Origin of the sequence: Streptomyces sp. yr375, from assembly GCF_900110755.1 — a bacterium.
Classification (GTDB): Bacteria; Actinomycetota; Actinomycetes; order Streptomycetales; family Streptomycetaceae; genus Streptomyces.
In genome coordinates this window covers 1-11,891 of record NZ_FOFF01000033.1, presented here as the reverse complement: position 1 = coordinate 11,891, position 11,891 = coordinate 1, and the positions used below count along the sequence as shown (strand labels likewise).

Below are 11,891 nucleotides of genomic sequence, written 5' to 3'. Positions count from 1 at the left end.
TGGCACCGCCACTTCAGATCCTCCGATCCTGATCCCGGCATGCCGGGATCAACCGTAAGTGCATCTGAAGTCTTTGGAGTGACCCGTGGCTGCCAACTGCGACGTCTGTGGCAAGGGGCCGAGCTTCGGCAACAACATCTCGCACTCGCACCGCCGTACGTCCCGTCGCTGGAACCCGAACATCCAGCGCGTCCGTACCGTGGTCGGCGGGACGCCGAAGCGCGTGAACGCTTGCACCTCGTGCATCAAGGCCGGCAAGGTCTCGCGCTGACGCACAGCTAAGTGCGCGGCCACTGCTGGTTCGCTGCATAGAGCCGGTCCACCTCGTGTGGGCCGGCTTTCTGCTATGCCCGTTCGGCGGCTCCGCTGTGCCAATTCAGCGGCTCAGGACCGGCCCAGGACCGGGTCAGGACGTGCCCCGGGTGAGATCCCAGCCGTGATCCACGGGGCCGATCCCCGCGCCGAGGGCGAACCCGGCGGCGATCGCCCCGGTGACGTACGCCTTGGCCGCCCGCACCGCCTCCGGGACGGACCGCCCCATCGCCAGGTACGACGCGATCGCGGACGCGAGCGTGCAGCCGGTGCCGTGCGTGTGACGGTTGTCGTACCTCGGGGCGCGCAGCCAGTGCTCCTCGACGCCGTCCGTCAGCAGGTCCACGGCGTCGCCGGGGAGATGGCCGCCCTTGATCAGCACCCACCGCGGCCCGTAGGCCAGCACGGCGGCCGCAGCGGCCCTCAACTGGTCCTCCGACTCGACCCGCACGCCCGTCAGTTGGGCGACCTCGTCGAGGTTCGGGGTGGCGACGGTCGCGGCCGGCAGCAGCCTCGTGCGTACGGAGTCCAGCGCGGAGGCCGCCAGCAGCGGGTCGCCGTGCTTGGAGACGCCGACCGGGTCGACGACCACCGGAGCGTCCGTGCCGGCGATCAACTCGGCGACCGTCTCCACGAGTTCGGCGGAGGCCAGCATGCCCGTCTTCACCGCCTGCACGCCGATGTCGTCGACGACGCTGCGGTACTGCGACCGCACCGCCGCCACCGGCAGCTCCCAAGCCCCCTGCACGCCAAGGGAGTTCTGCGCGGTGACCGCCGTGAGCACGCTCATGCCGTGCACGCCGAGCGCGAGCATCGTCTTCAGGTCGGCCTGGATCCCGGCCCCGCCACCGGAGTCGGAGCCGGCCACCGTCAGAACCCTGGGCCTCACTGCTCCAGGTCCCCGAAGTGGTCCCAGCCGCCCTTGGCGGTCCAGGGCGCGCCGTCGACCGTCACCTGGGGCAGCGCGGACGGGTTGAGGACCTCGCCGATCACCTTCCAGCGGGCGGGCAGCTTCACGTCCGGCGGGAAGGTCGCCACGATCGCGTGGTCCTCGCCCCCGGTCAGCACCCACTGGATGGGGTCGACGCCGACGGCCTGCCCGATGTCGTACATCTGCGTCGGGACGTCGATCGCGCCGGAGCGGATGTCGATGCGGACCTTGCTGGCCTCGGCGATGTGCCCGAGGTCGGCGATCAGCCCGTCGCTGACGTCGCACATCGCCGTCGCGCCGAGCCCCGCCGCCGCCGGACCCGCGTGGTACGGCGGCTCGGGGCGGCGGTGGGCCTCGACGAAGGCGCGGGGCGAGCGGAAGCCGCGGGACAGCACCGCGTACCCGGCCGCCGACCAGCCCAGCCAGCCGGTCACCGCGACCAGGTCGCCGGGCTGGGCGCCGCCCCGGGTGACCGGCTCCTGGTTGCGCAGATCGCCGAGCGCGGTGATCGACACCATGATCGTGTCGCCCCGTACGACGTCGCCGCCGACCACGGAGGCGCCGGCGACATGGCACTCGTCGCGCAGCCCGTCCATCAGCTCGGACGGCCAGGTGACCGGCAGCTCGGCGGGCACGACGAGGCCGAGCAGCAGGGCCGTCGGCACCGCGCCCATGGCGGCGATGTCGGCGAGGTTCTGCGCGGCGGCCTTGCGGCCGACGTCGTAGGCCGTGGACCAGTCGCGGCGGAAGTGCCGGCCCTCCAGCAGGATGTCGGTGCTGGCCACCACCCGCCGGTCGGGCGCGGCGACCACCGCGGCGTCGTCGCCGGGGCCGACCCGGACCGCGGGGGTGGTGGTGAGACGGGAGGTGAGCTCCCTGATGAGCCCGAACTCGCCGAGTTCACCAACAGTGCCCTTCATTGCCCTTTGGCCCCTTCTGTACCTGTCCGTGCCCGGTCGCGCATAACCAGTGTCCTCGATACGGTCGAGAGAGCCGTCAACTTCTGTCGTGCCTGCACCCCGGCGCGCAAGTCGTGGGCCGCGCGAGTCTCCCCGTGGCGAGCGGCGACGCGATACCGTGGCGTTCCTTTTCCCCACATGATCCTCGTGGCCGCCCTGGAGGTTCCGTGGTACAGGCGTACATCCTGATCCAGACCGAGGTCGGCAAGGCGTCGACCGTAGCCGAGGAGATCGGCAAGATTCCTGGCGTCGTCCAGGCCGAGGACGTGACGGGACCCTACGACGTGATCGTGCGGGCCCAGGCCGACACGGTGGACGACCTCGGCCGGATGGTGGTCGCCAAGGTCCAGCAGGTGGACGGGATCACCCGTACCCTGACCTGCCCGGTCGTGCATCTGTAGCCCCCGTCTAACCTTGGCCGGTGAACCCTTTCCGTCACCGGCCCTTCGGCCTGCCCTCGCTCGCCCTGTTGCTCGCCGTGGCGGGCTGCTCCTCAGCAGACGGTGAGACGGCGGCAGCGGTTCCCAGTCCCTCGGCGACGGTCACCGGGCTGTGCCGGAACCTGGACAAGGCGCTGCCGTCCACCGTGGACGATCTCGGCCGCCGGGATCCCTCGCCCGAGTCCGCGCTGACCTCGGGCTGGGGGAACCCGGCGATCATACTGCGCTGCGGTGTCGAACGACCCGAGAAGATGCTCGACCCCCAGGCCGACGGAGTCGAGGTGAACGGGGTGGGCTGGCTGCTGGAGAAGCGGGACGGGGGGTCGTTCCGGTTCACCACGACCCTGCGCCGGGCGTACGTCGAGGTGACGATCCCCAAGGACCGCACGGAAAACGGCATGGCGCCGCTCGTCGACCTGGCCCCCGCCATCAAGAAGGCGATCCCCGAAGGGATCGCCGACTAGACCGACACCGCAGCGGCGCGGGGGCAGTGCCCGAGGCGAACCGGAGCAAGATCGACACTGGATCCGCTCCGGATCAGCCCAAGATCAACGCAGCCCCGTCGACCTGCGCAGCGCCGCCTGCACCAGGCGGTCCACCAGCTCCGGGTAGGCGATCCCGGCCGCCTGCCACATCTTCGGGTACATGGAGATCGGCGTGAAGCCGGGCATCGTGTTGATCTCGTTGATGACGAACTCGCCGTCCTCCGTGAGGAAGAAGTCCGCGCGCACCAGGCCCTCGCAGGACGCCGCCTCGAAGGCGTCCACCGCGAGCCGCCGGACGTCCGCCGTCTCCTCGGGGGTGAGCGGCGCCGGGACGATCCCCGGGGTCGAGTCGATGTACTTGGCGTCGAAGTCGTAGTACGCGTGCGCGTCCGGCGGCGGGATCTCGGCCGGGACGGAGGCGCGGGGGCCGTCCTCGAACTCCAGGACGCCGCACTCGATCTCGCGGCCCCGCAGCGCCGCCTCCACCAGGATCTTCGGGTCGTGCCGCTGGGCCTCGGCGATCGCCTCGTCGAGCCCTGCCAGGTCGTCGACCTTGGTGATGCCGATCGACGAACCCGCGCGCGCGGGCTTCACGAAGAGCGGCCAGCCGTGCTCGCCCGCGAAGTCGACGATCTCCTTGCGGGCCGCCGACTCGTCCCGCTCCCACTCGCGCGGCCGGATCACCACGTACGGGCCGACCTTGAGCCCGAAGGAGGTGAACACCCGCTTCATGTACTCCTTGTCCTGGCCGACGGCCGAGGCGAGCACACCCGAACCCACGTACGGCACCCCGGAGAGCTCCAGCAGGCCCTGGAGCGTGCCGTCCTCCCCGTAGGGGCCGTGCAGCACCGGGAAGACGACGTCGACCTCGCCGAGCGCCTTGGGCACCGATCCGGCCTCGTAGTAGACGACTTCGCGGTTGGCGGGGTCGACGGGGAGCAGCACGCCGCCGTCCCGCGACTCGGCGAGTTCGTCGACGTCGGGCGTGCGGCGGTCGGTGATCGCCATCCGCTCGGGCTCGTCGGCGGTGAGGAACCAGCGGCCCTCGCGCGTGATGCCGATCGGCAGGACCTCGTACTTGGTCCGGTCGATGGCCCTGAGGACCGCGCCCGCGGTGACCACGGAGATCCCGTGCTCGGAGCTGCGGCCGCCGAAGACGACGGCCACCCGCGGCTTGCGGATGGGCTGCTGAGGGCTCTGGGGGAGGTTCTCGGTGCTCATATCGGGTTGAGAGTACCCGGTGGCAATGCCGCGAGTCAGCGTCCGTCCCCCAGGTTCCTCAGGGTTCCCCCGGGTTGCGTCACAGGGTCGCGCCGAAGGCCCCGTCGGGGTTCGCTCAGTGTCGTTCGGGCTTCGCGCTGCGCGACATCAGCTCCTTGAGCGCGACCACCGGAGGCTTGCCCTCGTGGACGATGCCGACGACCGTCTCGGTGATGGGCATGTCGACGCCGTGCCGCCGGGCCAGATCCAGCACCGACTCGCAGGACTTGACGCCCTCGGCGGTCTGCCGGGTGACCGCGATGGTCTCCTGCAAGGTCATGCCCTTGCCGAGGTTGGTGCCGAAGGTGTGGTTGCGCGACAGCGGCGAGGAGCAGGTCGCCACCAGGTCGCCGAGCCCGGCGAGACCGGCGAAGGTGAGCGGGTCCGCGCCCATCGCCAGGCCCAGCCGGGTGGTCTCGGCGAGCCCGCGCGTGATCAGCGAGCCCTTGGCGTTGTCGCCGAGCCCCATGCCGTCCGCGATGCCGACCGCGAGGCCGATCACGTTCTTCACCGCGCCGCCCAGCTCGCAGCCCACCACGTCGGTGTTGGTGTACGGGCGGAAGTACGGCGTGTGGCAGGCGGCCTGGAGCCGCCGCGCGACGGCCTCGTCGGTGCAGGCGACCACGGCGGCGGCCGGCCTGCGGGAGGCGATCTCCTTGGCGAGGTTGGGCCCGGTGACCACGGCGATACGGCCCGGGCCGACCTTGGCGACGTCCTCGATGACCTCGCTCATCCGCATGGTCGTACCGAGCTCGACGCCCTTCATCAGCGACACCAGGACGGTGTCCGGGGCGAGCAGCGGCGCCCAGTCGGCGAGGTTGGCGCGCAGGGTCTGCGAGGGGATCGCGAGGACGGTGAAGTCGGCGTCGCGGGCCGCCTCGGCCGGGTCGGCGGTGGCCCGCAGGTTGCGCGGGAGTTCGACGCCGGGGAGGTAGTCGGGGTTGCTGCGCGTGGAGTTGACCGCGTCGGCCAGCTCGGGGCGGCGCGCCCACAGCGTCACCTCGCAGCCCGCGTCGGCGAGGACCGTGCCGAAGGCGGTCCCCCAGGATCCGGTACCGAAGACGGCCGCCTTCACGGACTTGCTCACTTGCTGTTCTCCCCCTCGTGACTGATCTCCGCACCCGTCTCGGCGCCGGCGTCCGCACCGGTGTGCGCGGTGGTCTCCGCGCGGGTGCGGCGGCGCTGCTCGATCCGCTCCAGGCGCGGGTCGTAGGGCGTCTCGGGTGCCTTCTCGCCCCGGATCTCCTCCAGCAGCGCGGTGACGGTGGCCATGATGACCTCCGTCGCCTCCTTCAGGAGATCCGGGGTCATCTCCCGGCCGTAGAACCGCGAGAGGTCCACCGGCGGCCCGGCGAGCACATGGTGCGTCTTGCGCGGCAGGACGTCGGGCTTCTTCGCGTAGGGCGGGAGCAGTTCGTTGACGCCCCACTGGGCGACCGGGATCACCGGGCACCTGGTCTGCAGGGCGACGCGCGCGGCACCGGTCTTGGCGGTCATGGGCCAGCCGTCGGGGTCGCGGGTCAGGGTGCCCTCGGGGTAGAACGCGACGCACTCGCCGCGCTCCACGGCGTCGATCGCGGCGCGGAAGGCGCTGAGCGCGTCCGTGGACTCGCGGTAGACGGGGATCTGTCCGGTGCCGCGCATCGCGGCGCCGACGAACCCGTCCCTGAACAGGGCGCTCTTCGCCAGGAATCGCGGCACCCGGCCGGTGTTGTACTGGAAGTGCGCGTACGCGAAGGGGTCGACGTGTGAATTGTGGTTCACCGCGGTGATAAATCCGCCCTCGGCCGGAATGTGCTCCATTCCGCGCCAGTCCCGCTTGATCAGAACCACCAGCCAGGGTTTGCAGAGGACCGCTGCGAAGCGGTACCAGAAGCCGATTCTGCGGCGGGGCACGCGAACACCTTCCTCTAGGACTTCCCAAGGCCTGCTCCCGGGCCTGGGGCCGCACAAGTGTCGCCCCGGGCCGCCGGTCTGTCGAGAACACGGTACGCCCGCGCGCCCTAGCGGCGAATGGGCCGGGTGACAATGGCCGCGACAAGAGAGGAACGGTACGCCGGTGCAGTGGACCTTGGTCATACCCCTGAAGCCCTTGACGCTGGCCAAGAGCCGACTCGCGGACACCGCCGGCGACGGACTGCGCCCCGGCCTCGCCCTCGCCTTCGCCGAGGACACCGTGGCGGCGGCGCTGGCCTCGCCCGCGGTGCGGGATGTGGCCGTCGTCACGGACGACGCGCTGGCCGGACGCACCCTGGCCGCCCTGGGCGCCCGCATCGTCCCGGGCGAGCCGCGCACGGGCCTGAACGCGGCTCTGGCGCACGGCGCGGCGGCCGTGCGCGCACTGCGTCCCGATTCCCCGCTCGCGGCCCTCAACGCGGATCTGCCGGCGCTGCGTCCGGTGGAATTGGCCCGGGTCCTGGACGCCGCCGCGGAATTCCCCCGCGCTTTTCTCGCGGACGCCGCCGCAATCGGCACCACACTTCTCGCCGTCGCCGCCGGGCGTGAATTGCTCCCCGCATTCGGTACGGATTCCCGCGCCCGCCACCGCGCTTCCGGAGCGGTGGAACTCCTGCTCGACGCGGTGGATTCCGTACGCCAGGACGTGGACACCGGCGAAGACCTGCGCACGGCCCTGTCCCTGGGCGTGGGGCCCCGAACGGCCGCGGCGGCCGCGCGGCTGCTGATCGCGGGGCAGTAGGCTGCCGCCATGCAGGCGACCGCATACACGTACGACCCCGACACGCGCAGCGGACAGGTGCTGTTGGACGACGGCACCCCGCTGCCCTTCGACGCCCCGGCGTTCGACGCGGGCGGGCTGCGGCTGCTGCGGCCCGGCCAGCGGGTACGGATCGAGGTGGCGGCGGCCGAGGATGCGGCGGACGCCCCCCGGATCACCCTCGTGACGCTCCAGACGCTCTGAGAACGCCGCGGGCCGGACTCCGTGAGGGAGTCCGGCCCGGCGCGTGAGTGCCCCCGCTGCCTGGTGTCTAGCGGGCGGCGGTGGCCTTCTTGGCGGTGGTCTTGCGCGCGGTCGACTTCTTGGCCGGGGCCTTCGTGGCGGTCGCCTTCTTGGCCGGGGCCTTCTTGGCCGCCGTCTTCTTCGCGGCGGCCGTCTTCGCGGTGGTGGTCTTCTTCGCCGCCGCCGACTTGGTGGTGGCCTTCTTCGCGGTGACCTTCTTGGCCGTGGCCGCGGTCTTCTTCGCGGTCGCGGTGGTCTTCTTCGCGGCGGCGGTGGTCCGCTTCGCGGCGGCGGCCCGCGTCGACGGGGCGGCCTTCTTCGCGACGGCCTTCTTGACCGTCGCGGAAGCACCGCCGGTCAGGCTGCCCTTGGGGGCCTTCTTGACGGCGACCTCGCCACCGCGCGGGAGCTTCTTCGAGCCGCTCACCAGGTCCTTGAAGCCCTGGCCCGCGCGGAACCGCGGCACGGACGTCTTCTTGACCCGAACCCGCTCACCCGTCTGCGGGTTGCGGGCGTAACGGGCGGGCCGGTCGACCTTCTCGAACGAACCGAAGCCGGTCACCGAGACCCGGTCTCCGGCGACGGTCGCGCGGACGATGGCGTCCAGGACCGCGTCGACCGCCTCGGCGGCCTGCTGACGGCCTCCGACCTTGTCGGCAATCGCTTCTACGAGCTGCGCCTTGTTCACGTCTTCCCCTTCGGAGACATTAGCCAGAACGAAACTGTTCAAGCTTTTTCGCACGTTAGGCAGATATATACCGCAAATCAAACACGAAACGGGCTAATCACCCTTGTGCCGCAACGAAATCGGCGGCTCCGGAGGCGATCAGTGCTCCTCTTCGGGCATTCGCCCGTCTTCGAGGTCTGCCATGAACCGCTCCAGACGCCTTGTCGCATCGGCGAGATCGTGCTTGGCCGCGGCCGTAATGACCAGCAGCTTCCGGGTCAGCGCCATCCGTACGCCCTCCGGGACTTGCAGTGCGCGCACCGCTGCGTGCGCTTCCTTGAGTTGGTCCGCGACCGCCGCGTAGAGCTCGAGTTGGCCGTCGTGTTCCATGCACAGATTGTGCCATCTGGGGCGAGTTGTCGCCCGCCCAGGGGGCAACTGCCGCCCCGAACGGCCGTCCGGGCGCTTTCGGCGGTCATCCCCACACACTGCGCGTACCCAGTCAACACCCTTCCTAACGTGGGAAGTTGGGAGATACGGCGAAGGTTCTCGGGGCCGAACGGGTGCAGAAACAGCCGTACCCCCGATCGGTCCGATCGGGGGTACGGCGGGGGTGTCGCGCTGGCCGAAACTCGACTTGCCCAGGGCCTTCGCGAAGGCTCCGGGGTCAGGCCTGGAGCGTCCTCGGCTTGTACGACGGCCGCTTGGCCTCGTACGTGGAGATGTCGCCCTCGTTCTGGAGGGTGATGGAGATGTCGTCCAGCCCGTTCAGCAGCCGCCAGCGGGAGTTCTCGTCCAGCTCGAAGGGGGCGGTGACGCCCTCGGCGCGCACCTCGCGGGCCTCGAGGTCGACGGTGATCTCGGCCTGCGGGTCGCGCTCCGTGAGGTCCCACAGCGCGTCCACGACGCTCTGTGCGATCACTACCGTGAGCAGGCCGTTCTTCAGCGAGTTGCCGCGGAAGATGTCGGCGAAGCGGGACGAGATCACGGTCTTGAAGCCGTAGTTCTGCAGCGCCCAGACGGCGTGCTCACGGGAGGAGCCGGTGCCGAAGTCGGGGCCGGCGACCAGCACCGTGGCGCCCTGCCGCTCGGGGCGGTTGAGGATGAAGTTCTCGTCCTTGCGCCAGGCCTCGAACAGCCCGTCCTCGAACCCGTCCCGTGTGACCTTCTTGAGCCAGTGAGCAGGGATGATCTGGTCGGTGTCGACGTTGGAGCGGCGCAGCGGGACGGCCCGCCCGGTGTGCGTGGTGAATGCTTCCATGGCTTCTCAGACTCCAGCGGGCGTACGGGTCTCGGCGTCGGACAGGTCGGCCGGGGAGGCCAGGTGGCCCAGGACGGCCGTGGCGGCCGCGACCTGCGGCGACACCAGGTGCGTACGACCGCCCTTGCCCTGCCGGCCCTCGAAGTTGCGGTTGGAGGTGGACGCGGAGCGCTCCCCCGGCGCGAGCTGGTCGGGGTTCATGCCGAGGCACATCGAGCAGCCCGCGTGCCGCCATTCGGCGCCGGCGTCCTTGAAGACGACGTCCAGGCCCTCGGAGACGGCCTGCAGACCGACCCGCACCGAGCCGGGGACGACCAGCATCCGTACGCCGTCGGCGACTTTGCGGCCCTCGACGATCGCGGCGGCGGCGCGCAGGTCCTCGATCCGGCCGTTGGTGCACGAACCTACGAAGACGGTGTCCACGTTGATGGAGCGCAGCGGCTGCCCGGCCGTCAACCCCATGTATTCCAGGGCCTTTTCGGCGGCGAGGCGCTCCGAAGCGTCTTCGTACGAAGCGGGGTCGGGGACGTCCGCCGAAAGCGGCGCGCCCTGGCCGGGGTTGGTGCCCCAGGTGACGAACGGCGCGAGCGCGGCGCCGTCGATGACGACCTCGGCGTCGAACTCGGCGTCGTCGTCCGTCTTCAGCGTCTTCCAGTACGCGACCGCGGCGTCCCAGTCCTCGCCCTCGGGGGCGTGGGCGCGGCCCTTGATGTACTCGAAGGTCGTCTCGTCGGGGGCGATCATGCCCGCGCGGGCGCCGGCCTCGATCGACATGTTGCAGATGGTCATCCGGGCCTCCATCGAGAGCTTCTCGATGGCGGGGCCGCGGTACTCCAGGATGTAGCCCTGGCCGCCGCCGGTGCCGATCCTGGCGATGATCGCGAGGATCAGGTCCTTGGCGGTGACGCCGTCGGGCAGCTCGCCGTCGACCGTGATCGCCATGGTCTTGGGGCGGGCCAGCGGCAGCGTCTGGGTGGCCAGCACGTGCTCGACCTGCGAGGTGCCGATGCCGAACGCCAGCGCGCCGAACGCGCCGTGCGTGGAGGTGTGCGAGTCGCCGCAGACGACGGTCATGCCGGGCTGGGTCAGACCCAACTGCGGGCCGACGACGTGCACGACGCCCTGCTCGACGTCGCCGAGCGGATGCAGCCGGACCCCGAACTCGGCGCAGTTCTTGCGCAGCGTCTCCAGTTGGGCGCGGGAGACCGGGTCCGCGATGGGCTTGTCGATGTCGAGGGTCGGGGTGTTGTGATCCTCGGTGGCGATGGTGAGGTCGAGACGGCGCACCGGACGGCCCGCCTGACGGAGACCGTCGAAGGCCTGCGGGCTGGTCACCTCGTGCAGCAGGTGCAGATCGATGAAGAGGAGGTCGGGCTCGCCCTCGGCGCGCCGGACGACGTGGTCGTCCCAGACCTTCTCCGCGAGTGTCCTACCCATCGCTTTCCCTCCGGCCGGCAAATGGCGCACCGGCCCAACTAGAGATCTTGTGGAGGCGACGCCCACGCCCCGTATCCGGGCACCCGCCGCCAGGCCCGTCGGTCTTCGGGCCGCCATGTGTCCAGGGTTGCGCGTCTCACGGGAAAATGAACTTGCGTTTCACAGAGTGAGACGGGAGTATCGTTTCATGGACAACAGTAGCGGCGTCGGCGTCCTGGACAAGGCAGCCCTTGTCCTGAGCGCCCTGGAGTCCGGTCCGGCCACCCTCGCAGGCTTGGTCGCTGCCACCGGACTCGCACGACCCACGGCCCACCGGCTGGCCGTGGCTTTGGAACACCACCGTATGGTGGCGCGCGACATGCAGGGCCGTTTCATTCTGGGCCCCCGGCTGGCCGAGCTGGCCGCGGCCGCCGGCGAGGACCGCCTGCTGGCCACGGCGGGCCCGGTGCTCACGCATCTTCGGGACATCACGGGTGAGAGCGCGCAGCTCTACCGCCGCCAGGGCGACATGCGTATCTGCGTGGCCGCGGCGGAGCGCCTGTCCGGCCTTCGGGACACGGTCCCGGTCGGTTCGACGCTCACGATGAAGGCCGGTTCCTCGGCCCAGATCCTGATGGCCTGGGAGGAGCCGGAGCGCCTGCACCGCGGCCTCCAGGGCGCCCGCTTCACGGCGACGGCCCTGTCGGGCGTACGGCGCCGGGGCTGGGCGCAGTCCATCGGCGAGCGCGAGCCGGGCGTCGCGTCCGTGTCGGCTCCCGTGCGCGGCCCCTCGAACCGCGTGGTGGCGGCCGTCTCCGTCTCGGGCCCCATCGAGCGGCTGACCCGGCACCCGGGCCGGATGCACGCGCAGGCGGTCATCGACGCGGCGGGCCGCCTGTCGGAGGCACTGCGCCGCACGGGCTGACGCCCGCCTGGGGGACGACGACCGAGAGACCGAGGGAACAGGGCAGCCTCAACGCCGCGGCGGCCTTTTTCCCACTCGGCTACGCACGACCCGGCTACGCACGGGACGCCGAACCGCCCCTGTCCCGCGTCCGGTTGGCATACGAAAAAGCCCCCCGCCGAAGCGAGGGGCTTTTCGATCACGTACCCCCGACCGGATTCGAACCGGCGCTACCGCCTTGAGAGGGCGGCGTGCTAGGCCGCTACACAACGGGGGCGTGAACACTGCGTTTCCGCA

Annotated in this window: 15 protein-coding genes and 1 tRNA gene; 6 read left to right on the top strand and 10 right to left on the bottom strand. The window is 70.9% G+C overall.

What is annotated here, in order from left to right; genetic code table 11:
* Positions 1 to 85 precede the first annotated feature (85 nt).
* Positions 86 to 271: a 50S ribosomal protein L28 gene (gene rpmB, locus BMZ82_RS27020; protein WP_013000438.1), complete on the top strand. Its 186-nt coding sequence runs from the start codon at positions 86 to 88 to the stop codon at positions 269 to 271.
* A 135-nt stretch (positions 272 to 406) separates the two neighbouring features.
* On the opposite strand, the gene thiD is transcribed toward rpmB, so the two are convergent.
* Positions 407 to 1,201, bottom strand: coding sequence for a bifunctional hydroxymethylpyrimidine kinase/phosphomethylpyrimidine kinase (thiD, locus tag BMZ82_RS27015; protein ID WP_093780011.1), 795 nt, complete (start codon positions 1,199 to 1,201; stop codon positions 407 to 409).
* Entirely contained in the window at positions 1,198 to 2,163 is a 966-nt protein-coding gene (locus tag BMZ82_RS27010) for a thiamine-phosphate kinase (protein WP_093780010.1), read from the bottom strand. Before BMZ82_RS27010 ends, thiD begins: the two co-directional genes overlap by 4 nt.
* 206 nt (positions 2,164 to 2,369) lie before the next feature.
* On the opposite strand from BMZ82_RS27010, the gene BMZ82_RS27005 reads away from it, so the two are divergent.
* Both BMZ82_RS27005 and BMZ82_RS27000 read left to right on the top strand, forming a co-directional pair.
* On the top strand, positions 2,370 to 2,603 hold the full coding sequence (locus tag BMZ82_RS27005; RefSeq protein ID WP_020128743.1) for an Lrp/AsnC family transcriptional regulator: 234 nt from the start codon (positions 2,370 to 2,372) through the stop codon (positions 2,601 to 2,603).
* 20 nt (positions 2,604 to 2,623) lie between these two features.
* Entirely contained in the window at positions 2,624 to 3,106 is a 483-nt protein-coding gene (locus BMZ82_RS27000; protein WP_093780009.1) for a DUF3515 domain-containing protein, read from the top strand.
* Between the two features lie 84 nt (positions 3,107 to 3,190).
* On the opposite strand, the gene BMZ82_RS26995 is transcribed toward BMZ82_RS27000, so the two are convergent.
* From BMZ82_RS26995 to BMZ82_RS26985, 3 genes are all read right to left on the bottom strand, one after another.
* Positions 3,191 to 4,348 (bottom strand): D-alanine--D-alanine ligase family protein, encoded by a 1,158-nt coding sequence (locus BMZ82_RS26995; RefSeq protein ID WP_093780008.1) that lies wholly within the window; start codon positions 4,346 to 4,348, stop codon positions 3,191 to 3,193.
* Positions 4,349 to 4,463: 115 nt separating this feature from the next.
* Positions 4,464 to 5,474 carry an NAD(P)H-dependent glycerol-3-phosphate dehydrogenase gene (locus BMZ82_RS26990; protein WP_093780007.1) on the bottom strand — a complete coding sequence of 337 codons (1,011 nt, stop codon included), beginning with the start codon at positions 5,472 to 5,474 and terminating at the stop codon, positions 4,464 to 4,466.
* Positions 5,471 to 6,283: a lysophospholipid acyltransferase family protein gene (locus tag BMZ82_RS26985; RefSeq protein ID WP_093780006.1), complete on the bottom strand. Its 813-nt coding sequence runs from the start codon at positions 6,281 to 6,283 to the stop codon at positions 5,471 to 5,473. The genes BMZ82_RS26990 and BMZ82_RS26985 overlap by 4 nt, the downstream gene beginning before the upstream one ends.
* A gap of 163 nt (positions 6,284 to 6,446) precedes the next feature.
* Between BMZ82_RS26985 and cofC the strand changes: the two genes are divergently transcribed.
* Both cofC and BMZ82_RS26975 read left to right on the top strand, forming a co-directional pair.
* Positions 6,447 to 7,085: a 2-phospho-L-lactate guanylyltransferase gene (cofC, locus tag BMZ82_RS26980; RefSeq protein ID WP_093780005.1), complete on the top strand. Its 639-nt coding sequence runs from the start codon at positions 6,447 to 6,449 to the stop codon at positions 7,083 to 7,085.
* Positions 7,086 to 7,094: 9 nt separating this feature from the next.
* Positions 7,095 to 7,307 (top strand): hypothetical protein, encoded by a 213-nt coding sequence (locus tag BMZ82_RS26975; protein ID WP_093780004.1) that lies wholly within the window; start codon positions 7,095 to 7,097, stop codon positions 7,305 to 7,307.
* Positions 7,308 to 7,374: 67 nt separating this feature from the next.
* On the opposite strand, the gene BMZ82_RS26970 is transcribed toward BMZ82_RS26975, so the two are convergent.
* From BMZ82_RS26970 to leuC, 4 genes are all read right to left on the bottom strand, one after another.
* Positions 7,375 to 8,034, bottom strand: coding sequence for an HU family DNA-binding protein (locus tag BMZ82_RS26970; protein WP_093780003.1), 660 nt, complete (start codon positions 8,032 to 8,034; stop codon positions 7,375 to 7,377).
* Between the two features lie 138 nt (positions 8,035 to 8,172).
* Complete coding sequence (locus tag BMZ82_RS26965; protein ID WP_093780002.1) at positions 8,173 to 8,403, bottom strand: SCO5555 family protein; 231 nt, start codon at positions 8,401 to 8,403, stop codon at positions 8,173 to 8,175.
* A gap of 277 nt (positions 8,404 to 8,680) precedes the next feature.
* Positions 8,681 to 9,274 (bottom strand): 3-isopropylmalate dehydratase small subunit, encoded by a 594-nt coding sequence (leuD, locus tag BMZ82_RS26960; protein ID WP_093780001.1) that lies wholly within the window; start codon positions 9,272 to 9,274, stop codon positions 8,681 to 8,683.
* Between the two features lie 6 nt (positions 9,275 to 9,280).
* Positions 9,281 to 10,711 (bottom strand): 3-isopropylmalate dehydratase large subunit, encoded by a 1,431-nt coding sequence (gene leuC, locus BMZ82_RS26955; protein ID WP_093780000.1) that lies wholly within the window; start codon positions 10,709 to 10,711, stop codon positions 9,281 to 9,283.
* Positions 10,712 to 10,898: 187 nt separating this feature from the next.
* On the opposite strand from leuC, the gene ndgR reads away from it, so the two are divergent.
* Positions 10,899 to 11,615, top strand: coding sequence for an IclR family transcriptional regulator NdgR (gene ndgR, locus BMZ82_RS26950; protein WP_028806673.1), 717 nt, complete (start codon positions 10,899 to 10,901; stop codon positions 11,613 to 11,615).
* 183 nt (positions 11,616 to 11,798) lie between these two features.
* Here the strand turns inward: ndgR and BMZ82_RS26945 are convergent.
* Positions 11,799 to 11,871: transfer RNA gene (locus tag BMZ82_RS26945), tRNA-Glu, on the bottom strand.
* Positions 11,872 to 11,891: the final 20 nt, after the last annotated feature.

Bases quoted from the DNA above. Each gene is read 5' to 3' on its own strand.
- BMZ82_RS27010 (WP_093780010.1), bottom strand. From the start codon at position 2,163: ATGAAGGGCACTGTTGGTGAACTCGGCGAGTTCGGGCTCATCAGGGAG.
- BMZ82_RS26995 (WP_093780008.1), bottom strand. From the start codon at position 4,348: ATGAGCACCGAGAACCTCCCCCAGAGCCCTCAGCAGCCCATCCGCAAG.
- BMZ82_RS26975 (WP_093780004.1), top strand. From the start codon at position 7,095: ATGCAGGCGACCGCATACACGTACGACCCCGACACGCGCAGCGGACAG.
- BMZ82_RS26965 (WP_093780002.1), bottom strand. From the start codon at position 8,403: ATGGAACACGACGGCCAACTCGAGCTCTACGCGGCGGTCGCGGACCAA.
- leuD (WP_093780001.1), bottom strand. From the start codon at position 9,274: ATGGAAGCATTCACCACGCACACCGGGCGGGCCGTCCCGCTGCGCCGC.
- leuC (WP_093780000.1), bottom strand. From the start codon at position 10,711: ATGGGTAGGACACTCGCGGAGAAGGTCTGGGACGACCACGTCGTCCGG.
- ndgR (WP_028806673.1), top strand. From the start codon at position 10,899: ATGGACAACAGTAGCGGCGTCGGCGTCCTGGACAAGGCAGCCCTTGTC.